The following is a 19,698-nucleotide window of genomic DNA, read 5'->3' on the forward strand; positions in this document are numbered from 1 at the left end:
GAGCGCAGTGTTAAACCGCTATATCAGAATCGCCTAAAAGTCCGCTCTTGGCCGACAGGGGCCGTACCCAATACGGTGGTAAAGTACGATAAAGTTACCTCTGAATCTAACCCCGGTGCTACTGACGGTGGTAACGTCGTACCATGCAAGGCCAAAAAGAGGCATGATGCTGTGAGTCAACCTGACTGGTGGAAGGAAGTCCTGGAACTCTCTCACTCTGCATATTTGCGTATTTCACGCGACCAGTATATCTGTGATGCCGTGGGCGATACACAATCACTGCTCGGCTGTGAACCGGATGAGTTGATCGGTCTGGCACCTGGGGTGTTGAAAGATATTCGCGCTCAACTGGGAGTGGCTGTCTCGGAGAACCTAGCCAGGCGTGAAGCACGACCCAGCGAGACCTGGGGCTACGAGGATGGCACTTGCGGTTACTACGGCCTTTCCGATGGCAGCGTCGTTATCAAACTTACCTCCTCTATCCAATCCGATCATGGCATTGTCGGGCGTCTTGCTGACAAGTTGCCTGTCATGGTGACTTACGTTGATCGAGAGGGTTGTTATCGCCTCAACAATCAGGCCTATGTGGACTTCGTTGGCATCAGTCGAGAAACACTCTACGGCCAGCCGGTGTCTTCTGTGCTTGATGCCGACTCCTATGCAAAGGTGTTGCCACGTTTTCAACAAGTACTGTCTGGGCAAGAGGTTAATTACGAAGACCAAATTTCTTTACAAGATGGTCGCACCTCCTATTTCAAAGTAAAGTACGTTCCTGACTTAGTGGAGCAGGCAGTCGTCGGGTTCTATGCCATCATCCAGGATGTCTCTGAAGATCGCGCCATGATCAATCTGCTCCGTAATATCCATAGCGGCGTGAACCGTACCGATATTAGCACCAGCGAGATCATTGATCGCTTGCTCCAGGATGCATTGAGTACCTTGTCTCTGGACATAGGCCTAGTCAGTCGCATCATCGATGATAAATACATCATCAAATGGGCAGCTTCGGACGTCGATATAACGCCAGGCGAAACTTTCGCTTTGGGAAACACGTATTGTCGTTTAATGCTCGATACCCACGATATCTTTCATACCATCCGTGCAGGTCAGGATGCGCGCATCAGCGGCCATCCTTGTTATCTGCAATTTGGACTCGAGACCTATATCGGCACCCCGCTGTACGTGGGCGGAGTCGTATGGGGAACTATCAACTTTTCCAGCCCGACTCCCCGTCGCCGCGATTTTACCGAGGTGGAAATCGAGTTGGTCAGGCTAGTTGCCGATGCCGTTGAGCGCTCTATCGCTCATGAGAACGAAGTCGAGCAGGTACGTAAGGAGCGGGACCTGATGGCCCAAAAGGCGTCGCAAGACCATCTGACGGGACTGCCCAACCGTTCCTACCTGCACCAACATGTGGCGGAATTGATATCACGCGGGGAGTGCTTCTCCGTTGCTGTGGTCGATATTGATCACTTCAAGCAGGTCAACGATACTCATGGCCATGACGTCGGTGATACCACAATCCAGTGGGTGAGCAACCGTATTTCTGAATGTCTGCGCGATAATGACATGTTGGCGCGCGTGGGGGGCGAGGAATTTGTGATCGTGATGCAACAGACAAGCCTTCTGGTCGCTGAGAAAGTCATGGAACGGATTCGCCATCACATCAAGATAGGCACCATTGCTCTACTGGACGGTAGCGAACTGAGCATTACTATGAGTGGCGGAGTCAGCGAGCATGTTGAGGACGCTCCCTTTTCGGACGTTTTAAAGCGCGCCGATACAGCGCTTTATGCAGCCAAACATGCTGGGCGAGACCAGATTTGCACCGGCTAAGCGGTCAGGAACTAGTTCTAGCGGAACCCCGTATGCGCCACCAATGACGTGGCCAGCCGCACCTGACCCGCGATGAGGTGCATAGGCTGAGCCTTGCCCCGGGACAATTGCCATGGCCAGAGTCTACTCTTGGCCGGTAACGGCAATCCAGCTAGGGCCAGCAGTGTCAGTCCCTGCGATCAATGAGCATCAGGATCGTTCACAAGTTCTCCAGGTCATGGCAACCCCGGGCATTGGACGCCAAATCATGACGAGGCTCAGCTCGACAGCCCTTCGTGACCAGGCACGAAACCGCCCAGCAAGCGGTCGATTTCCTTGGCAGGCATTGGACGGTAGAAGAAGAACCCCTGGATGAGGTCGCAATGCATTTCGCGAAGCAATGACAACTGTTCGGCGTTCTCGACGCCCTCGGCCACCACCTCCAATCCCAACCGATGACCGATGAAGATGGCACCCTCCATGATGGCCCGATCCTTCGGCTGTGTGGGAGCGTCGTGGATGAAGGAGCGATCTATCTTCAGGGCGGTGACTGGAAAGTGCTTGAGATAGCTCAGGGAGGAATAACCGGTTCCGAAATCGTCGATAGCAATGTGAATACCGCGATGATAGAGGCGCCGCAGATCCTCGAGGACGGTCTCGTCGGCTTCGATCAGGACATTCTCAGTCAATTCGATGCCGATATCCCGCGGGCCTAAGCCGTGACGCTGCAGCGCATCCTCGAAGCTCTTGAGGGCATCGGGTCGTACCAGTTGACGACCCGAGACATTGATGTCGATGCGGTGCTCATGAAATCCCTTGGCACGCCATTCCACCTGCTGGCGGCAAGCCTCTTCAATGACCCAGTCGCCCAGACGATGGATCACACCGGAACGCTCGGCCAGCGGGATAAACTCGGCAGGCGAGATCGGCGGGCCCTCGGCAGGCTCCCAGCGTATCAAGGCCTCGAGATTCTCTATTCTCCCACTGGCCGCCGAGACCTGGGGTTGGTAGTGGAGGGAGAATTCACCGTTATCCAGAGCTTCCTCGAGTCGCGCCGAGAGATAGTGTTGGCGAACCAGCTCATCATGGAGCTTCTGTTGGAAGAAACGTACAGCACCCCGACCCTCCAGTTTTGCACGATTCTTGGCAACATCGGCATTACGGATCAATTCGCGTGACGATTCACCATTCTCGGGAAAGAGTGCCACACCCAGGCAGGCCGTGACCTGACGCTCCCGACCATCCAGGACGAAAGGTTCCCGAAAGACATTCTGGACATGACGAACGACCCGTCTGACATCGGGGGGCAAGTGGACGCCGGGAAAGGCCAGCACGAATTCATCGCTAGAGACACGGGAGACAAGGTCAGTGACTCGCTGGCACTCTCTCAGTCGCCGAGTCAGCTCAATGAGCAGGCGGTCGCCCTGATCATAGCCAAGGGCATCATTGATCTCAACGAAGTGATCGATGTCCAGGTAGATGGTGGCCAGGCCATGGCCCTGGCGTCGACAGGAATCCAACAGACTGTCCAGATCGACCTCGAAGGTCTGGCGATTAGGGAGATGGGTGAGCCTGTCGAAACGGGTGGCGAATTCCAGGTCACGGTGGGCGCGCTTTTGGTCGGAAAGATCGACATCCACGCAGAACATTAGGGGTGAGTCGGTATGCTCATTGAGCATCAGATGCTGCGAAAAGACCGATACCAGTTCACCGGTTTTGTGTTTGAGCTGGAGTTCATCGGCGGGTATATCGACCCCTTCTTTGATCCAGGCATCATGCGCCTGGATCACCTCGTCACGCATGAAGGCAGGTATGATCAGATCTTCCAGTAACTGTCCCTGGGCTTCCTCAGCGGTATAGCCATAGAGACGAGTGCTACCCTCATTCCAGTAAATCACCCGCCGATCGCGATCATAACCCTGAACTGCCACTTTCGGCAGACTCTCCAGCAGGGCGCGGAATTGCTGCTCACTCTCCAGATACTGGCGGCGTACTAACTCGACTTCTTCCCTACCGGCATCATGCGAATCGATGCCATCAGTTGAAGGTGTCTTTGACATCTTCAACACGAGTGCACCGGAAAACTTCCTGCGGTTCTCCTTCAGGCGTTTCGGATCTCTGTGAAGTCGGGGATCGCTGGCAGTCATGGGATCCACTTGAAGAAAAAACACTGTCAAGAGCCATCATAATGGCAACGAGAGGGGCACTTTGTTGTGATTATCCTACACCTACTTGTAGGAGATAACCTACACATAAACGTCATCAACGGTCTGATCCTGTTTTCAAAAAAATTACTCTTTTTAGTACATTCCTTTGACATATCCTTGCAAATCTTTTCATTTTCTTTCTGTTGGCCGTGGTGTTTACAACGGCAACACCGGGCAATTCAGTCCAGTTAACAGGAGAATACCCACATGAAACTCGATACTCTCAAGCACGGTTTCGACCTCACCTCCATGCCTGCCGATTCACTCGCCGATTATTGGAATCCGGGAGTGATAGAGGCGCTGAGGCATCAGGATTGGGCGAAAACCAATATTCGGGAGCGAATCGATCTGACCGCCTGGCAGGGGTTTACCGCTGACCTGCCGCGCGATCCCTACGTTAACCAGCGGTGGAAGCGGATGTCATGGCTCGCCCTGAATGATCAGGGAGATGTCGAGGATATGGGCCAATGCCCCATGGCCCAGGGGGGTGCCTTCAACGACGCGGAAAGCATGGCGGATCGCCTGCGGTACTATGATCCGCTGACTTGGGAATTTATGGCACGCCCCGATGTGAAAGCCTTCGTTCGCGCCTGGGCAAGGCTGTGGAGTATCGGTGCGCAGGAGCCCATCCTGATGCAGATCACCGGGGTTCGCGGGGAAGGCAGCATCGACCCCCTTCAGGGACAGGGAATTCATGCCGATGGCTGCAAGGCCCTAAGCATTCTGGTCATCAATCGGGAAAACGTGGCGGGCGCCGAAAACCACCTCTACGCAGACAAAGCTGGCACGCAACCCTTGGTCGATATCACCCTGAATCCGGGTGATATCCTTCATCTGAACGATGACCGGCTATTCCACAGTGTCGACGGGATCGAACAGCTCGACAGCGAGTCACCCTTCGAACGGTTTATCATCATCATCAATAGTCGCTTCGTGGACGACTTCCAGAACCGGATGTTGCGTCGCCACTTCCCGGAAGCGGTCCTCAATGAGAGCTACTGATACTCTCGGTAAATTGAGAACCTAGCAACACCAACGCCCCCGGAACTCCGGGGGCGTTTTGGTTGTGCGCCCGGCAAGGGGAAGTGCTGGCCGACGGCAAGGGTGTCTGTCTCCACTGGCCAACGTTGTGTGAGCGGCTGCTGGCAACGGCTGAGTAAACGTGTCCCTTTTAAGTCGGCTTTGTCTGGGCAAGGCCCCGAAGGTTAACGAGCGATGCGGTTACTGGCGTCAGTAAAGCCGAGCAGTGAAATATCTATGTCCATGCGTTCACCGCGTGGACTAATCATGCTGAGGGTTGCTGTATTGCCACTGCGGAGTTGCTGCAACATCGACGACTCAATGGGCACGTCAGCACGGCACCCTTGCTCTTGGCATACCTGATAGGGGAATTGGACTGGCTCAGCGTTATCCACACTGAATTGCAAGCCCGGGGCCAGACGTACCCCCAGCGGCACGAAGAAGCTCATCACCGGGTCATCGATCTGAGGCGGGTAGTCAAGAATTACCTGCATCAAGGGTTGGTCGCTGTCAGGTTGAGTGATCAATTGCGACATCGCACAAGGGCTCGGGCCCTCGGCACTACGCTGGCAACGGGCTTCCCAATCCTGGAACGACTCGGTAGTGACATCATTACCGGAGGCTGCCCCCGGTTGTTGTTGGCTGAAGGCATTGGGAGACAGCACCAAGAGCGATAATAGCCCCATCCTGCATAGGTTTTGAGTAAGAGAGTTCGGCATTGGCATAACCTCCTGTTGGTTCGCTGATGGTGGATAATAATACTCACCATGCCTGCTTGTTCGCTTGAGGTCGAGCCCTTGATTTACGAGAGCGTGGTTGGGCGGTTTACCTTCCTCTCCACCTCGTTTTCCTGAGCGTTTTTTTATTTAAGGTAAATATAGACTTTATTTGTGAAACCATTCGCTATATAGGCGAGTTCCGGAGTGGCGATTAAGGCTTACACAGGACGCTAGGCAGGCGTGTTGCTGCGTGTAGCGGTGCAACTGCTCATGGGTCTCCCTAAGCTGAAAAGCACCGTCAGATATCTGCCGATATAAATCTGGCATTATACTCTGAGCAATATTTTTATATACCTAGGCTGTATTTATATGCCCGCTTACCTTTGCAGTTTTTATTGGCGTGGTTTATGCAGTGGTCAATTAAAAGTGAAAGGCAAGAGCGTGAAGGGGCTGTTTGAAATTATGTAAGGTAACAAAGTTTCGTTCTATCAAAAGTAACTCCTAACACTACTGCATTTTGCTATTAGTCTTAGCAGTGAGCGGTAGTGCTGAGTTAGGCTCGCTTAGTTACCTAGTACGTTGGTTTCGCTTTTCTTTGATGATTTAGCAGCTTTCTTTTCTTTGGCTGTTAGAAGGGGTTTCTTTTTAGTGTCTTTTTTACTGTCTTTTCCTTTGCTCATGCTATTTGCCTCTATTAATCCATTAGTTGACCCGTTAAGCTGTATGAAACCAGCTTCCGTGAGCTGATGTTAGCGCATAAAGTGTCGACGCGCATTGTATATAGTTAATACTCTGCTAAAACGTAAAAGCTGGCCTCACCCTGGCCATATGAAATCTTCAGGAAGTAGACAGACTGCACCTTGCTCCACTACAAGCTAATTCTTTGTTTCTATAGGGTTAAGCTTATTTGTTAGCTGTGACTAAAGTTATTTTTTTGTCCGATAATTGAACCGAGCAATATTCTACGCTGGCTTTTAAGCGGCTATTTTCCTCCCAGAACGCCCAAAAAGCGCTGATTTTGCAAGTAGTGCACTGGCGTGGCTGGCTGGTCTGGATGTCATCAGCCCCTTTTAATCGGCTTCAAGCTAAATATTCGTTCTTCCAGGTGGCTGGGCAACACTCTCTGTGTTACCCAGCGCTGTTTGAGCCACGTTATTCGATGCTGGAACTGCTCTCTTCCGGTTCTAACTGCCCATGCCGCTGAAGCCAGTGCATCACGATCCAGCACAGTGCTGCCCAGCTAGCCCCGGCCGTCCAACCGGCAAGTACATCGGTCGGCCAATGAACCCCAAGGTAAACGCGGCTTATGCCCACCAGCAGGGTCAACAATATCGCCAGTATCAAAAGGTAAGCCTTTAGCCTCAGCGCGGGCTGTACGCGAATGAGTAGCGCTGCCAGGGTGAGGTAGGTCACGGCAGACATCATTGAGTGGCCGCTGGGAAAGCTCGCGGTATAGACCATGGCTTCATGAGGCACGAGATCGGGGCGAGGGCGGTCAAAGCCCAGCTTCATCACGGTGCTGAGAAGTATGCCACCGGGCACCGCGATTGAGGCAAAGAGAGCCGCGCGATAGTGCCTGGCAAGTAACAAGTAGCCCAGGGCACCCAATGTGATGAGTACCAGCACGCCGACACCGCCGAGTGCGGTAAAGTCCCGGCCCATTTCCTCAACCCATCCCGGCCCGATTGGGTCGCTTAGATCCGCGGGATTGCGAAGGGCGAGCAGCAGGCTTTCATCGATGCTATGGGTGTCCCCCTCGATAACTTCTTCGGCCAGCGCGACGAACCCCCAAATCCCACCGGAAAGTACCGCGACGCATAGCAGCATCGCTAGTTCGTAGCGGCCGAGCCGAGCCAGTAGGGAAAAGCTTTTGCGCCCAACTTGTCCAAGTTTTTCATGGTGCTTCATTTGCAACTCCTTTGCTTTGAGAAGGGGTACGCAGCGCCAATTCTGACGTTTTGACACGAGAAGTTTGGCAGGATAGTCAGGCATTGTCGCCGAAGGTCTTGCGCCAGTCGCGGGGGCTTACCTGGTGGCGTTGCCTGAAATGTTGCCGAAACGAAGTTGCCGTGTGGCATTCGCGATTTTGGCTTAATCCTTGGCAGTGGCGTTGCCGCCAAGCTTATTGTGTTCACTGCCTATAAATGAAGGTGGTATAAAAGGTTAATTTCCAGCGATGGCAGCAATCATTATCTGGAAGCGTTGAAGCTAAGAAGATTTTGAAAATCTGCGCGTAGAGTGGGTGAAAGTAAGCGCAGATTATTGCTCTAGGGGCACCTGGTTGGAGGGCTGATTTCGACCCAATCCGGATATCAGTGAGACCAGACGGCCACTACTGCGGCAGTAGATCGAGACAACTGGTATTGCCGGACACGGTCAAGAAATTGATAGCCTCCGCGATCACAGCACTCGCACCACCGGTCGACAGGCCGGCCACGAGAATCGCCGCATAATCACTCCGAGCCTGCAGGCTTAGCGCTCGTCCCGATCTACCTGACATCACCAACCCCGCTCTCGTTGCCCGTAAATTTTGCGACAGCCTAACAGGTGCTTTAGCGTGGCTTGATGATGTCAGATGTTGCGAGGCGTCGGTCAGCCTCATCGATTAGCGCATCGAACGTCGCCAAAACAATATTGCGTAGCCACCGGGTGGCGGGGTCACCATCAAGTTCTGATTTCCACATCACCCGAAAAGACACGTCAGGCAAGGGTTCGGGAGGCTCAAATACCTGAATATCTTCACCCTGCGCGCCTCCTAGTAGACACAGCGCGACAAAATTACCCAGCATGTCGGTATTGTTTAAGACCGCACCAATGCCTGACCAACTGGCAGCGTGTAACCCAATCCGGCGTTTCAGACCTAAGCTGTCGAGTCGCTCTTCTACAGTTCCATGTGTTGCACCTGGAGCGCGTACAACGACATGAGGCCAACTCATCCAACTTTCCGTTGTCCAGTCATTTGAAGCTGGGTGTCCATGACGAGCGAAGACATAGCGTTTTAATGGGGGGAGAGCCTTAGCCTTCAATCCTGCCGGGAGAGGGAAGTTTGCGTTCCCAAATGCAATGTCTATTTCGCCACTTACGATCTGACCCATGGTCTCCTTTGACAGGGGTTGCCATGCAAGGCCGGACTCTGGTGCTTCTCTGTGCATCCTTCGGACAACTTCTGTGGCCACAATGTCCAAGCCGGGGCCGGCTATTTTGAAAATACGTGTGCTTTTCGAGGGATTAAATTCCGCTGGCGGCTGCACGGCGCGTTCAATCCGGGCGAGGATCGGCTGTATCTCTTGGTAAAGTGCGAGAGCCCTTGGGCTGGGCTGCATAATTCCACCAACACGAACCAAAAGCGGATCACCAAGCTGGCCACGCAACCGACCTAAAGCATGGCTGACTGCTGAAGGCGTACGGCCGAGTTGTTCTGCGGCCCGATTGACACTGCCCTCATCCATCAACACACGGAAGACCAAAAGCAGGTTCAGGTCCAGGTTTCTAATCTGAATTTCATTCATGCTAAATGAATACTATTTGCTTTTATAACACGGAATTCCCAGCATAATGGCCCCGTATCGGTCAAAGATCAATATACAGCTGAAAGGAATTCACGATGGCGCTCTCGTTACCAAACGCAAAGACTCTATTTGTTGATACCGGCCCAAGACTGGTGCTTGGAGGCATCTTCCTAATCGGTGCAATTGATGGGTTTTGGTATATATTCACTGGATCGCACCTCATCCACCCACCAACATCAGTAGATGGTCTGGCTTTTGAAGCCGCTCTCAAAGAGGTTGGATTTTTCTGGCCCTTAATGAAAGTTATCGAACTGATCGGCGCTTCGTTGTTGCTGAGCAATCGAGCGCCTGCACTAGGGTTGGCATTGCTTGCGCCTGTGATGGCGGTGATTGTGGCGTTTCATGTGGTGTTGAATCCCGCCGGACTGCCGCTCGCTGCCATCTTGGTGGCAACCGGCGGAATGACCCTTTGGGCCCAGTTTCACCGTTTCAAACCGCTGACAGCTTCTGGAACACCTAAGCATCCAACCAACGACGCCGACGGCCAGTATCCGTGACCGGGAGAACTTCTATCTGGGGCCTGAAGCTGTGGCCTGCCATAGCTTCAGGCTCTTATACCCAGACGACTAAAACTGTGAGACGGTTCTCGGCGTAGGGATACCCAAGAGCGCGATCGCCAAGCGCCGCAAAGACTGCAGGCTTACTATCCGCGATGCCATCATGATCATTCCGACCCCATAGACGGACGCCCAAGTTGCGCCAGGAGCGCCATCCGAACCGGTGTGATTCAAAGGCCGCAGTCGTCGGTGTCCGACCTGCTATCTTCCGTCTCTACCTGCCCACGCCGCTGCATCCAGCGCCCAGCTCACCTCGGCCGTCCAGTTGGCAAGCACATCGGTCGGCCAATGAACCCCAAGGTAGACTCGGCTTATACCCACCAGCAGGGAAAAGCTTTTGCGCCCAACTTGTCCAAGTTTTTCATGGTGCTTCATTTGCAACTCCTTTGCTTTGAGAAGGGGTACGCAACGTCGAATCTGACGGTTTTATTGTGCCAGGGTTATCAATAGCGCGGAAAACCGCTTACTTCTAAGCCCAGTTGACGTTTTGACAGGAGACGTTTGGCAGGATAGTCAGGCATTGTCGCCGAAGGTCTTGCGCCAGTTGCGGGGGCTGACCTGGTGGCGCTGCCTGAAATGTTGCCGAAACGAAGTTGCCGTGTGGCATTCGGGAGCCAGGGCATCCCTATAGGATTCATGCAACCATTTGATAACAAGCATAATTCATAACCTACGTTAGGTTAGTGAGGTCGGCAAATGTTTTAGAATGACGCTAATAAACCATTTGCCTGAGGGGTAACAGAGTGTCTCTCATCGATACAGTAGTGATGCGGGGCCTTAGTACTCAAGGTGCGCTGTCTCAGGAAGACAAAGCGCTATTGCTGGGTCTTGAACTCAGCCCTAGATACATGTCAGCTAGTGAGGTGCTCTGGCAGGAGAGCGAGGATGCTGATCTGTTCTGCGTGGTCAAGGAGGGCTGGGCATACTCCTATCGTAACTTGAAAAATGGTTCAAAGCAGATCCTCAAGTTCTACCTTCCTGACGATATCATAGGCATTCGTGATTTTGGCTTCACCCGCCGCCTGGCAAGTGCGGCAATGATTAATAAAGGTGTAATCTGCCCTTTCTCATATCAGCAGCTTTTTGAGCTCTTTGGGCGTTCAAGCCTAGCTGCCGGCATCGTGGCCACAGCAACTCGTCAGCAGGCGCAACTCTCCGAGCGGCTGATATACCTCGGCAAGTATTCAGCCCACGAGCAACTGGCGCACTTTCTCTACGAAATTTATCTGCGACTCAAGCGGATCAAGGCCGTTAGGGACAATAGCTTCTTCATGCCGCTCACGCAGGAGCTGATTAGCGACGCGCTAGGGATGAGCCCGGTACACGTGAGCCGGACTTTCTCGATGCTGCGTGATGAGGGCTTGGTGATCCGAAACCGCCAGCACGTGAAGCTGCCCGACCCCGAAGCGTTGGCGCGGTTAGTCGAATTCAATGATAGCTATATCGATGAATTCCTATCTCCCTCGTTTTCTGAACTTTTAAAAGCGAGCCCGTAAAGCGCTGGTAGCCTCTATTGGCTGATCAAGCCCCCTCCAAAGCCCCCAGCTTCCACGAGAAGCTGGTTTCACCAAAAGCTAATTTTCCTCTATCACTTCCTCGACCCACTCTACCCAGGTTTCGGTAAGGCGTTGTCCAAGTCGCAATGTGTGCCAGGGTGCTCGCTGGGCGGGCGTCAACGATTGTGGATCGCTAAACCACTCCCGTTCGATGGCAGCGTAAGTCGTTAGGCGATCCTTGAGCTGCTTGCGGAAGTCGGTGAGCTCTTCGCGGCGGGCCTCCTCAGGCCAGCGTTCCCAGGCGAAAAACTTGGCAAACAATGGCTGGCGCACAGGGCTGGTAGACAAGGGCTCGGCGAGCCAGATGTCTAGCGCCTGACGCCCCGCTTCGGTGAGTTGGTAAACCTTGCGGTCGGGGCGTTCGGTTTGCGGCAGAGTCTCGCACGCCAATAGGCCATCGCCGCGCATTCGGTCAAGTTCGCGGTAGAGCTGCTGGTGGCTGGCCTGCCAAACATGGGCGAGTCCCGCTTTGAAGCGCTGGAGGATATCGTAACCAGTGCCGGGCTCACGCTGAAGAGTGATTAATAAAACGGCGCGTAGGGACATGAGTAACCGTGTGTTTCGAACGTTATGCACATAGTTGCATAATAAAATGGCAGGGGCTAGCCTTATGCAACAAGTTGCATTTGCCGGGCGATTGACTTGGCTCTTGGAGGTTTCATGGCGTTTACCCTGCATCTCTACGCGTCTCTTCTGGCCCTGGGGCTTGGGGCTATTCTGCTGCTTTCGCCAAAGGGCACTATGCTCCATCGACTAATCGGCAGCATCTGGGTGCTCGCCATGGCGTTTTCTGCCTTGAGCTCCTTCTGGTTTGGCGGCGGCGTTCTGCCGCTAATAGGTCACTTTGGGCCGATTCATCTGCTTTCGTTGTGGGTGCTAGTAGCTCTTGCCGTTGCAGTGGTGGCTATCTTCAAGGGGAGGGTAGAGCAGCATCGCGGTTGGATGGTTGGTGCCTATCTGGGGCTGGTCGGTGCTTTTGTCGGTTCCCTGGCACCAGGACGCTGGATCGCTGTTCAGCTGGGAATGTGGTGATGATTAAAAGCAAGCGTGTTAGATAGGGCCGCTGACCCCTTAGCAGGATACTCCAATCATTGTTGAGCTTATGCTAACTTAGCATTAACAACCTGTGAGGTAGCTTTCCATGTCTATTGAAATCTGGTTCGCCTTTGCTCTTGCGTCTGTGGCGTTGCTTGCCATTCCCGGGCCAACGATTTTGACCGTGGTCAGCTACTCTATTGCCCAAGGCAGGCGCGCCAATATTCCGCTTGTCGCTGCGGTGGCATTGGGTGATTCAACGGCGCTGCTCTTTTCACTGCTTGGCCTGGGAGCGGTGTTAGCCACCTCGGCATTTTGGTTCACTGTAATCAAGTGGATCGGCGGTTTATACCTGCTCTATATGGGCATCAAACTATTGCGTGCCGGTATATCCTCTGTGCAGCCAGTAACACCGGCGGTATCAGGTTCGCGCTGGAAGCTTTTCACCAATACCTATCTCGTTACTGCGCTCAACCCGAAGGGCATTATCTTCTTCGTCGCCTTTTTGCCGCAATTCGTCAGCCCGAACGCCGATGCTGAGCAACAACTGTGGATACTTGCGATCACGTTTGTGGCGTTGGCAACGCTTAATGCCACTCTCTACGCCGTATTCGCAACGTCTGTGCGCAAGATGCTGGCATCGCGTCGCGCCCAGCGTCGCTTCAACTTGGTTGGCGGAACGTTACTCTCTTCAGCGGGTATCTGGGCGCTGCTTGCTAAGCGGCCTGTGTAAGCAAAGGCCAGGAAATTTGATGATGAAAATGCTGTGCCTAGCGGGAGACAACTATGAGTGAAACCCTTCAAGAACTGCTAACGGAACTTGAGCAATTTGGCCAACAAAACGATGCTGCCATTTCTGAACGCCCAAGACGAATGCTCAATATCACTCGTGATACGGGGGAGTTTTTATCGGTACTTGTTCAAGCAACTGATGCCCAACGAGTGCTGGAAATTGGCACCTCGAATGGATACTCCACCTTGTGGCTGGCCCAGGCAGTGCAGAAGATTGGTGGGCACGTTACCACTGTTGAGCTTTCCGAATTCAAGCTGGAGATGGCCGCGAGAAATTTTGAGCGCTCAGGTCTCTCTAAGGTCATTACTCAGCAGCGAGGGGAGGCGGGTGGGCTTCTTGAAAGCCTGGACGATGCCTGTTTCGATCTGCTCTTTTTAGACTCAAAGCGCTCTGATTATGTGAATTGGTGGCCGAATATCCAGCGAGTTTTACGCAAGGGCGGACTGCTTGTGGTGGATAACGCCACTTCCCATGCAGATGAAATGGCTGATTTTATGGCGCTGGTATCGGCAGACTCCAAGTTCACTACTTGCACTGTACCCGTTGGCAATGGCGAGTTTCTGGCAACGCGGTGCGGGTAACGCCTGCTTAGCGTTAAAGGCGCCCTAGCTGATTCAGAAAGCGGAAGTCGATTTTTCATCAGTGAACCTAAACCGTCAGAATATAAATGGAATAAACCATGATCAGAGATGCCGTAGAGGGTGATTCGGAAGCCATAGCGCACATTTATAACCACTACATCGAAAATACCGCTATTTCATTTGAAGAAAAGCCAGTATTGGGTTCAGACATTCAAGGCCGGATTGAAAACGTTCAGGGGGCCGGTTTGCCTTGGGTGGTGGCAGTGGAAGATGATGCTGTGGTGGGCTATGCCTACGCTACCAAATGGAAAGAGAGAAGCGCCTATCGATTTTCAGTTGAAGTCAGCGTCTACCTTTCCAATCAGGCGCACGGTAGGGGCTTGGGCGCAAAGCTGTACGAAACGCTCTTTTCCACGCTCACAGAGTGCGGTATTCATGCGGTGATGGGCGGTATCACGCTTCCCAACCCGGCCAGCGTTGCACTGCATGAAAAAATGGGTATGAAAAAAGTAGCCCATTTTGAAAAGGTCGGGTTCAAGTTCGATCAGTGGCACGACGTTGGCTACTGGCAGCTAAATCTGGCTATCTGATTGTGACTCAACATGCTGAAATCAAGGTGGATTTAATTAAATACTATGGACGTACCTCAGAATGATTGGAGGCGGTATGTTGAGATTGTCGTGGAACGATGGCCCTTCGGTTTGGTGTGATAGATGAACTTTATGCCTACCTCTGCTAACTCTGGAGTAAATTTATTGTGAATCCAGATATTCAGGCTAAGTTTGAAAGCTACCCGAAAGGCGCACGGCTGCAGCTTGAGAGCGTGCGACAACTCATTCTTTCAACAGCTGCTGAAGGTGAGCTTGGCGATGTCGAAGAAGTGCTTAAATGGGGAGAAGCTAGTTATCTTGTCAAAGGGGGCACTACCATTCGAATCGATTGGAAACCTAAAGATCCAGACGTCATTAAGGTGTTTTTTCACTGCCAAACATGTTTGATTGAAACGTTCAAAGAAATATATCGTAATGAATTTGAGTATGAGGGTACGAGAGCTATTGTGCTCCCTCTGAGTGTGAATATCGAACAGGTTCCGTTAAGGCATTGCATCGAGTTGGCTCTGAAGTATCACAGGCTTAAGCGCTTGCCGCTTCTAGGCGTGTAGCTATTGGAGAAAGCGCAATATTAAACTATTAGGCGCGCGCAACTCGCGCTATTTATGGCGAGCTTTGGGGAAAAAATGACAGTAATTGAAATTAAAAGCCCACAAGAGCTGTCGCGCTTACGCCGCCTTGCCCTGGCTGCGCAAGGTTTGCTGCAGAATAAGCCTTATGGACGTGGCTTAGCTGGTGCCCGTAAAGCGATTAACCACCTGGGTTATGTTCAGATAGACACCATATCTGTGGTGGAACGAGCCCATCATCATGTTATTCACTCCCGGGTACCAGGGTTTGAGCCACACATGCTGAACCAGCTGTTGATCAATAAAGACATTTTTGAGTATTGGTCGCACGCGGCTGCATTTTTACCCATTACCGATTTTCGCTTTTCCTTGCCCTACAAAAACGCTATCAAAAGTGGGCAAACGCATTGGTTTAGATCACCTGATAAAAAGCTCATGGGAGAGTTGTTGGCTCGCATACGTTCAGATGGCCCGCTGCGGTCTCGAGATGTAGGGACTAGCAGCATCAAACGTGCAGGCTGGTGGGACTGGAAGCCCGCCAAAAAGGCACTTGAACAGCTGTATATGCAAGGCGATCTGATGGTCAGCGACCGCGACGGTTTTCAAAAGACATATGATCTAACCGAGCGGGTATTGCCATCTCACGTAAATTTACAGATGCCCTCCATGGAGGAGTATGCGGCGCACCTTGTAGACCAACAATTGAGCTGTCATGGGTTTGCTTCACTCAAAGGGCTGACCTATCTGCGCCGAAATGCAGAGTTACGCAAAGCTGTGAATGCCCTGGTAAATGAAAGGTTGGCACAGGGAGATTTAGAGAAAGTAAAAGTGAGCAGTGGCGATGAATTTATATTGGAAAGGGGGGCACTCGAACGCTCCCTGCCTCGTTTGAAAGAGCGTATGTTGATTCTTTCACCATTCGACAACAGTGTCATTCAGCGGGAGCGGCTCAAAGCGCTATTTCAATACGACTATCAGTTGGAATGTTATGTACCCGAACCCAAGCGTCAGTATGGCTACTTTTGCCTGCCGCTACTGTATCGCGATGAGTTTGTTGGCCGGATGGATTGTAAAGTCCATCGAAAAACCAGCCACTTAGAGATCAAGAATTTATATTTCGAACCACACACTTTTGATGAACATAGAGTCGTTACTGCTTTTGTGGAAGCCATCGTTCAGTTTTGTCATTTTCAAAAATCTGACTCCGTCTCTTTGAATGCAGTCCAACCTGAACACCTGACTCAGCGGTTGCGCAGCGCGTTAAAACCCCTGGGGTGAAAGGATCTAGGCAGGGGTGGGGTATCTAAGCTAGGCGTTGCTATTGGAAAAATTTTCCTCGGAGCCATGGCTTCAGGTACATGAATGTGTTGAATGATCGTTTCTAGCCGAATCAAAAACTTTCCTCCATATTAACAACGGGGCAGATGACGGCCTGCTGACGTAGATACGTTAGCTGCTATATTAGCGATAACGCTTAAGCGAGAGGATTGCACCAATGACAGGGACAAATAAACCATCAACGATAGCATTGTTGAGCGATAACCGGGTAAAGGTGCTCTTGGTCATCGCGATTATTGCGGTGGTCTGGGCCGTGGTGGCGCACACCATTGCTGGGTCGCGGGGAGACAGTATGGATGCGCTCGAAGCGCGTCTGGCTGAAACTGAGCGGGAGCATCAACAGATTCAGGCGGAGATGTCTGAGGTTGAAGCCGCGGAGCTTGATTTAGCAACACTGCAGCAGAGAATGAGCGCCCTTGAGGTTGAGCAAGCTGATGCTGAAGCCGAGCTAGCTTCGACGCGAGCAGATATTTCCCACGCTGAAGAAGATTTGAAGGCTTTACGGGGCGAGCGTGAAACCCGCGAAGAAGAAGTGGAGACCCTCAATGAGCAGGTCGACGAACGGCAGAGCAGCCTTGAAGAGCTGAATGAGAACTACGCCGAGGTAGAAAAAGAGAAAGAAGAGGCCGAAGCCGCCCGCGATGCCGCTCAACAGTCTCGTCAAGACGCAGAAGACGCTCGCAGCGAGGCTGAAGCAGACCTTGAAGCGCTCAACGCCGAGATTGAAGAAGCCGAAGCCGCCAGCGATACCGCGCAACAGGCTCGTCAAGAGGCAGAAGATGCCCGCAGTCAGGTTGAAGCTGACCTTGAAGCGCTAAATACTCAGATAGAAGAGGCCAATAACCAACTTTCAGCGGTCGGTGATCGGGTAAGTGAGTTAGAAACAACGCGTGATGCGCTCACCGTTGAAATCACTTCGCTCGAAGTGATGCGCGACGAAGCGCAAACGCCTGAGTGATTTACAGCCTTAACGAATAATACCTCGCAGCGAAGAACTCTAGACGTGTCTCCCCGTTACTTTTACGGGGAGGTTCTAGACGATATCTACTGCTCCGCCAAGGAGTGGTAGGTTCGCTAGAGCTTCATACCGAGTTGGATTATGTCCGCCTATTTGTGGCCTACGATTACGACCGGCACCTTGGGCTGGGTAGCGTTGATGAACGCGACGAGCGCTACGCCTGAGAAGCGCCTTACACTCTACTGCACGTTTCTTAATCCAGGCGATACTATCCGATGCATCGGCGATTTCTGTTACCTCTTTTCCTTTTGATGTTGCTGGCCTCTTTGGCTGGTTGCGGGGAAACGCCCACCGGGCGCTCCCAATTGGCGTTAGTACCGAACGCGTTAATGGCTGACATGGGGGAAGATGCCTTTAATCAGCTGCGCAATAGCCAGCCGATCAATCGCGATACGCAGGCTAATCAGTTGGTGCAGTGCGTGGCTGAAAAAGTGGTGGCTGGCGCTAAGGCGAGCTACCCAAGGCTCGCTTTCCCTGAACGCTGGGAAGTGGTGGTATTTGAGGATGCTTCCCCCAATGCGTTTGCTCTGCCGGGTGGACGCATCGGGGTGCATAGCGGGCTACTGCGAGTGGCCGAGACGCCAGCCCAGCTAGCGGCGGTGATTGGGCACGAGGTGGGGCATGTGTTGGCGGATCATGGCAATGAGCGGCTTACCCAGCAGCTTGGCATTAAAGCCATGTTATTGGTGGTGGGGTTATTAGGGGAAGAGGAATTTGGCAACCAGCAATTGATGCAGGCCTTGGGTATCGGTGCCCAGTTGGGCATTAGCCTGCCTTTCAGCCGCACCCATGAGGAGGAGGCCGATTTGATGGGCTTGGAAATTATGGCCCGTGCGGGGTTTGACCCGCAGCAGAGCGTGACCCTGTGGCGCAACATGGCTGCTAGCGGTGGTGGTCAGCCCCCTGAATTTCTTTCTACGCATCCTGCCCATGAATCGCGCATTCGGGCATTACAGCAAGGGCTGGAAAAGGCCACGGCCAGCTATCGTACGGTTACGCCTGCTGAATGTTGAGGTGAGTGGCATCGCGTTATTGATAAAATAAGAAAAATTGCCACGTGACGTCGGGAGTGTGGGGCTGTGCCATTACAGAAACAACAGTATCAGGTGCATGGGTTAACCGGGCAGTTTTGCGATGCCAGCCGTGAGTTGATGTATCGCCGCTCTATCCAGGAAAGCGTGCGGCTTGAGTTTAGCTTTGCTGTGAGCGTTGCGGCATGTGTCTTTGGCATGTTCGCGATTGCGGATTACTACCTGCTGGGCCTTACCAGGGAGTTCTATCTGCTGCTTACCATGCGAATAGTGGTGGTGAGCATTTGCCTGTTGGTGGCACTCGTTGTGCGGCGCTGGGGTGGCAATGATTACCGTGCTTGGTTGCACGCCTTACCGCTGTGGGTATTTGCCACGGGCATTATATTGATTGTCCCCCTACGACCCGAAAGCCTCCCCACTCAAATCACCGCGGTGGTGGTGGCTACCATGGCGTTTTATCTTCTGATTCCCAATCCGCTAACAGTCGTGACAGCGGCCAGCCTCTATTTAAATATTGGCTTTTTAGTGGCTGCGGTGCTGTTCGCAAGTCTTGCCCCGATAGCGACGCTACTGGTCGCACTGTTGCTGATTATGGGCAGCGTTGTAGGGTTTTTCGCCCTGCTGCGCTTGGAATGCCTGCAGCGTAAGCAATATGCACTGCTTCAAGAAGAGCGAGAGAATAACCACCAGTTACACAAAGAGATCGCGCACCGAAAATCACTGGAAGAACAGCTGAGGGTAGTCGCTGAGCAGGACGCGCTGACCAGCCTGAATAATCGCGGCCATTTTATAAAACTGGCTAAAGATCTGTTGCAGCACTCGCAAACCCACAAGGTGCCATTCAGCCTGTTTATGATCGATGTGGATCACTTCAAACACATTAACGACACCTGGGGGCATAGCCATGGGGATTGGGTGCTAACCAAGATTGCCGAAGTCTGTGCAGAATCGCTGCGCCCAACGGATGTGATAGGACGTTTTGGTGGTGAAGAGTTTGTTGTCGCACTCCCAGACACCAGCTCGAGCGATGCGCAAATGGTAGCAGAGCGTTTGAAAAAGAAGGTGGCTGAACTTTCGTTAACAGAAGAGATGGGCAAACTGCGCCCAAGCGTCACCGTTGGCGTGGCGGCTACCGATTCAGAGGAAGCCGATCTGGAGTCTTTAATTAAACGAGCGGATGAGATGCTTTATGTTGGCAAACGCGCTGGGAGGAACCAAGTCGTCGTCTGCAGCGATGTTGTCGAAGCACCAGATTCACCCGTTGGCAACAAGTAGCGCT

Annotated in this window: 19 protein-coding genes; 13 read left to right on the forward strand and 6 right to left on the reverse strand. The window is 52.6% G+C overall.

The window, feature by feature from the left end; all coding sequences use genetic code 11:
* Window positions 1–171 precede the first annotated feature (171 nt).
* On the forward strand, window positions 172–1,836 hold the full coding sequence (locus tag RO22_RS11255; protein WP_084625321.1) for a diguanylate cyclase: 1,665 nt from the start codon (window positions 172–174) through the stop codon (window positions 1,834–1,836).
* Between the two features lie 257 nt (window positions 1,837–2,093).
* On the opposite strand, the gene RO22_RS11260 is transcribed toward RO22_RS11255, so the two are convergent.
* Window positions 2,094–3,875, reverse strand: coding sequence for a putative bifunctional diguanylate cyclase/phosphodiesterase (locus tag RO22_RS11260; RefSeq protein WP_084625323.1), 1,782 nt, complete (start codon window positions 3,873–3,875; stop codon window positions 2,094–2,096).
* A gap of 354 nt (window positions 3,876–4,229) precedes the next feature.
* Between RO22_RS11260 and RO22_RS11265 the strand changes: the two genes are divergently transcribed.
* Window positions 4,230–5,024: a 2OG-Fe dioxygenase family protein gene (locus tag RO22_RS11265; RefSeq protein ID WP_041158363.1), complete on the forward strand. Its 795-nt coding sequence runs from the start codon at window positions 4,230–4,232 to the stop codon at window positions 5,022–5,024.
* Window positions 5,025–5,227: 203 nt separating this feature from the next.
* Here the strand turns inward: RO22_RS11265 and RO22_RS11270 are convergent, their stop codons facing one another.
* The 3 genes from RO22_RS11270 to RO22_RS23850 all read right to left on the reverse strand — a co-directional run bounded on the left by RO22_RS11270 (window position 5,228) and on the right by RO22_RS23850 (window position 9,270).
* Window positions 5,228–5,761, reverse strand: a complete 534-nt coding sequence (locus RO22_RS11270; protein ID WP_411906333.1) for an invasion associated locus B family protein — start codon at window positions 5,759–5,761, stop codon at window positions 5,228–5,230.
* A gap of 1,152 nt (window positions 5,762–6,913) precedes the next feature.
* Complete coding sequence (locus RO22_RS11275; protein WP_041158365.1) at window positions 6,914–7,669, reverse strand: phosphatase PAP2 family protein; 756 nt, start codon at window positions 7,667–7,669, stop codon at window positions 6,914–6,916.
* A 644-nt stretch (window positions 7,670–8,313) separates the two neighbouring features.
* A complete protein-coding gene (locus tag RO22_RS23850) occupies window positions 8,314–9,270 on the reverse strand; it encodes a LysR family transcriptional regulator (RefSeq protein ID WP_052475603.1) in 957 nt (318 codons plus the stop codon).
* Between the two features lie 95 nt (window positions 9,271–9,365).
* On the opposite strand from RO22_RS23850, the gene RO22_RS23855 reads away from it, so the two are divergent.
* Window positions 9,366–9,827: a hypothetical protein gene (locus tag RO22_RS23855; RefSeq protein ID WP_052475604.1), complete on the forward strand. Its 462-nt coding sequence runs from the start codon at window positions 9,366–9,368 to the stop codon at window positions 9,825–9,827.
* A gap of 261 nt (window positions 9,828–10,088) precedes the next feature.
* Here RO22_RS23855 and RO22_RS24435 read toward each other — a convergent pair whose 3' ends face one another.
* Window positions 10,089–10,262, reverse strand: coding sequence for a phosphatase PAP2 family protein (locus RO22_RS24435; protein WP_138800261.1), 174 nt, complete (start codon window positions 10,260–10,262; stop codon window positions 10,089–10,091).
* A 368-nt stretch (window positions 10,263–10,630) separates the two neighbouring features.
* On the opposite strand from RO22_RS24435, the gene RO22_RS11295 reads away from it, so the two are divergent.
* A complete protein-coding gene (locus RO22_RS11295) occupies window positions 10,631–11,383 on the forward strand; it encodes a Crp/Fnr family transcriptional regulator (protein WP_041158366.1) in 753 nt (250 codons plus the stop codon).
* Window positions 11,384–11,461: 78 nt separating this feature from the next.
* Here RO22_RS11295 and RO22_RS11300 read toward each other — a convergent pair whose 3' ends face one another.
* A complete protein-coding gene (locus tag RO22_RS11300; protein WP_039858268.1) occupies window positions 11,462–11,989 on the reverse strand; it encodes a PadR family transcriptional regulator in 528 nt (175 codons plus the stop codon).
* A gap of 114 nt (window positions 11,990–12,103) precedes the next feature.
* Here RO22_RS11300 and RO22_RS11305 point away from each other — a divergent pair, with 114 nt between their 5' ends.
* The 9 genes from RO22_RS11305 (at window position 12,104) to RO22_RS11345 (ending at window position 19,694) form a co-directional block, all read left to right on the forward strand.
* On the forward strand, window positions 12,104–12,475 hold the full coding sequence (locus tag RO22_RS11305) for a DUF2306 domain-containing protein (RefSeq protein WP_041158367.1): 372 nt from the start codon (window positions 12,104–12,106) through the stop codon (window positions 12,473–12,475).
* A 109-nt stretch (window positions 12,476–12,584) separates the two neighbouring features.
* Window positions 12,585–13,211 (forward strand): LysE family translocator, encoded by a 627-nt coding sequence (locus RO22_RS11310; protein ID WP_041158368.1) that lies wholly within the window; start codon window positions 12,585–12,587, stop codon window positions 13,209–13,211.
* A gap of 53 nt (window positions 13,212–13,264) precedes the next feature.
* On the forward strand, window positions 13,265–13,852 hold the full coding sequence (locus RO22_RS11315) for an O-methyltransferase (protein WP_041158369.1): 588 nt from the start codon (window positions 13,265–13,267) through the stop codon (window positions 13,850–13,852).
* A gap of 98 nt (window positions 13,853–13,950) precedes the next feature.
* Window positions 13,951–14,442 (forward strand): arsinothricin resistance N-acetyltransferase ArsN1 family B, encoded by a 492-nt coding sequence (locus tag RO22_RS11320; protein ID WP_041158370.1) that lies wholly within the window; start codon window positions 13,951–13,953, stop codon window positions 14,440–14,442.
* A 167-nt stretch (window positions 14,443–14,609) separates the two neighbouring features.
* Window positions 14,610–15,014 (forward strand): DUF1801 domain-containing protein, encoded by a 405-nt coding sequence (locus tag RO22_RS11325; RefSeq protein WP_041158371.1) that lies wholly within the window; start codon window positions 14,610–14,612, stop codon window positions 15,012–15,014.
* A 75-nt stretch (window positions 15,015–15,089) separates the two neighbouring features.
* On the forward strand, window positions 15,090–16,310 hold the full coding sequence (locus RO22_RS11330; RefSeq protein ID WP_041158476.1) for a winged helix-turn-helix domain-containing protein: 1,221 nt from the start codon (window positions 15,090–15,092) through the stop codon (window positions 16,308–16,310).
* Window positions 16,311–16,527: 217 nt separating this feature from the next.
* A complete protein-coding gene (locus RO22_RS11335; RefSeq protein ID WP_009286481.1) occupies window positions 16,528–17,328 on the forward strand; it encodes a hypothetical protein in 801 nt (266 codons plus the stop codon).
* A gap of 275 nt (window positions 17,329–17,603) precedes the next feature.
* Complete coding sequence (locus RO22_RS11340; RefSeq protein WP_041158372.1) at window positions 17,604–18,401, forward strand: M48 family metallopeptidase; 798 nt, start codon at window positions 17,604–17,606, stop codon at window positions 18,399–18,401.
* A 66-nt stretch (window positions 18,402–18,467) separates the two neighbouring features.
* Complete coding sequence (locus tag RO22_RS11345) at window positions 18,468–19,694, forward strand: GGDEF domain-containing protein (RefSeq protein ID WP_041158373.1); 1,227 nt, start codon at window positions 18,468–18,470, stop codon at window positions 19,692–19,694.
* The last annotated feature ends 4 nt before the right edge of the window (window positions 19,695–19,698 follow it).

This window comes from Halomonas sp. KHS3 (assembly GCF_000830495.1).
Taxonomy (GTDB): domain Bacteria; phylum Pseudomonadota; class Gammaproteobacteria; order Pseudomonadales; family Halomonadaceae; genus Vreelandella; species Vreelandella titanicae.

Coding starts and splice junctions, on each gene's coding strand:
- RO22_RS11310 (WP_041158368.1), top strand. CDS start 12,585: ATGTCTATTGAAATCTGGTTCGCCTTTGCTCTTGCGTCTGTGGCGTTG.
- RO22_RS11270 (WP_411906333.1), bottom strand. CDS start 5,761: ATGCCGAACTCTCTTACTCAAAACCTATGCAGGATGGGGCTATTATCG.
- RO22_RS11330 (WP_041158476.1), top strand. CDS start 15,090: ATGACAGTAATTGAAATTAAAAGCCCACAAGAGCTGTCGCGCTTACGC.
- RO22_RS11340 (WP_041158372.1), top strand. CDS start 17,604: ATGCATCGGCGATTTCTGTTACCTCTTTTCCTTTTGATGTTGCTGGCC.
- RO22_RS11315 (WP_041158369.1), top strand. CDS start 13,265: ATGAGTGAAACCCTTCAAGAACTGCTAACGGAACTTGAGCAATTTGGC.
- RO22_RS11260 (WP_084625323.1), bottom strand. CDS start 3,875: ATGTCAAAGACACCTTCAACTGATGGCATCGATTCGCATGATGCCGGT.
- RO22_RS11300 (WP_039858268.1), bottom strand. CDS start 11,989: ATGTCCCTACGCGCCGTTTTATTAATCACTCTTCAGCGTGAGCCCGGC.
- RO22_RS24435 (WP_138800261.1), bottom strand. CDS start 10,262: ATGAAGCACCATGAAAAACTTGGACAAGTTGGGCGCAAAAGCTTTTCC.
- RO22_RS11305 (WP_041158367.1), top strand. CDS start 12,104: ATGGCGTTTACCCTGCATCTCTACGCGTCTCTTCTGGCCCTGGGGCTT.
- RO22_RS23850 (WP_052475603.1), bottom strand. CDS start 9,270: ATGAATGAAATTCAGATTAGAAACCTGGACCTGAACCTGCTTTTGGTC.
- RO22_RS23855 (WP_052475604.1), top strand. CDS start 9,366: ATGGCGCTCTCGTTACCAAACGCAAAGACTCTATTTGTTGATACCGGC.
- RO22_RS11265 (WP_041158363.1), top strand. CDS start 4,230: ATGAAACTCGATACTCTCAAGCACGGTTTCGACCTCACCTCCATGCCT.
- RO22_RS11335 (WP_009286481.1), top strand. CDS start 16,528: ATGACAGGGACAAATAAACCATCAACGATAGCATTGTTGAGCGATAAC.
- RO22_RS11320 (WP_041158370.1), top strand. CDS start 13,951: ATGATCAGAGATGCCGTAGAGGGTGATTCGGAAGCCATAGCGCACATT.
- RO22_RS11275 (WP_041158365.1), bottom strand. CDS start 7,669: ATGAAGCACCATGAAAAACTTGGACAAGTTGGGCGCAAAAGCTTTTCC.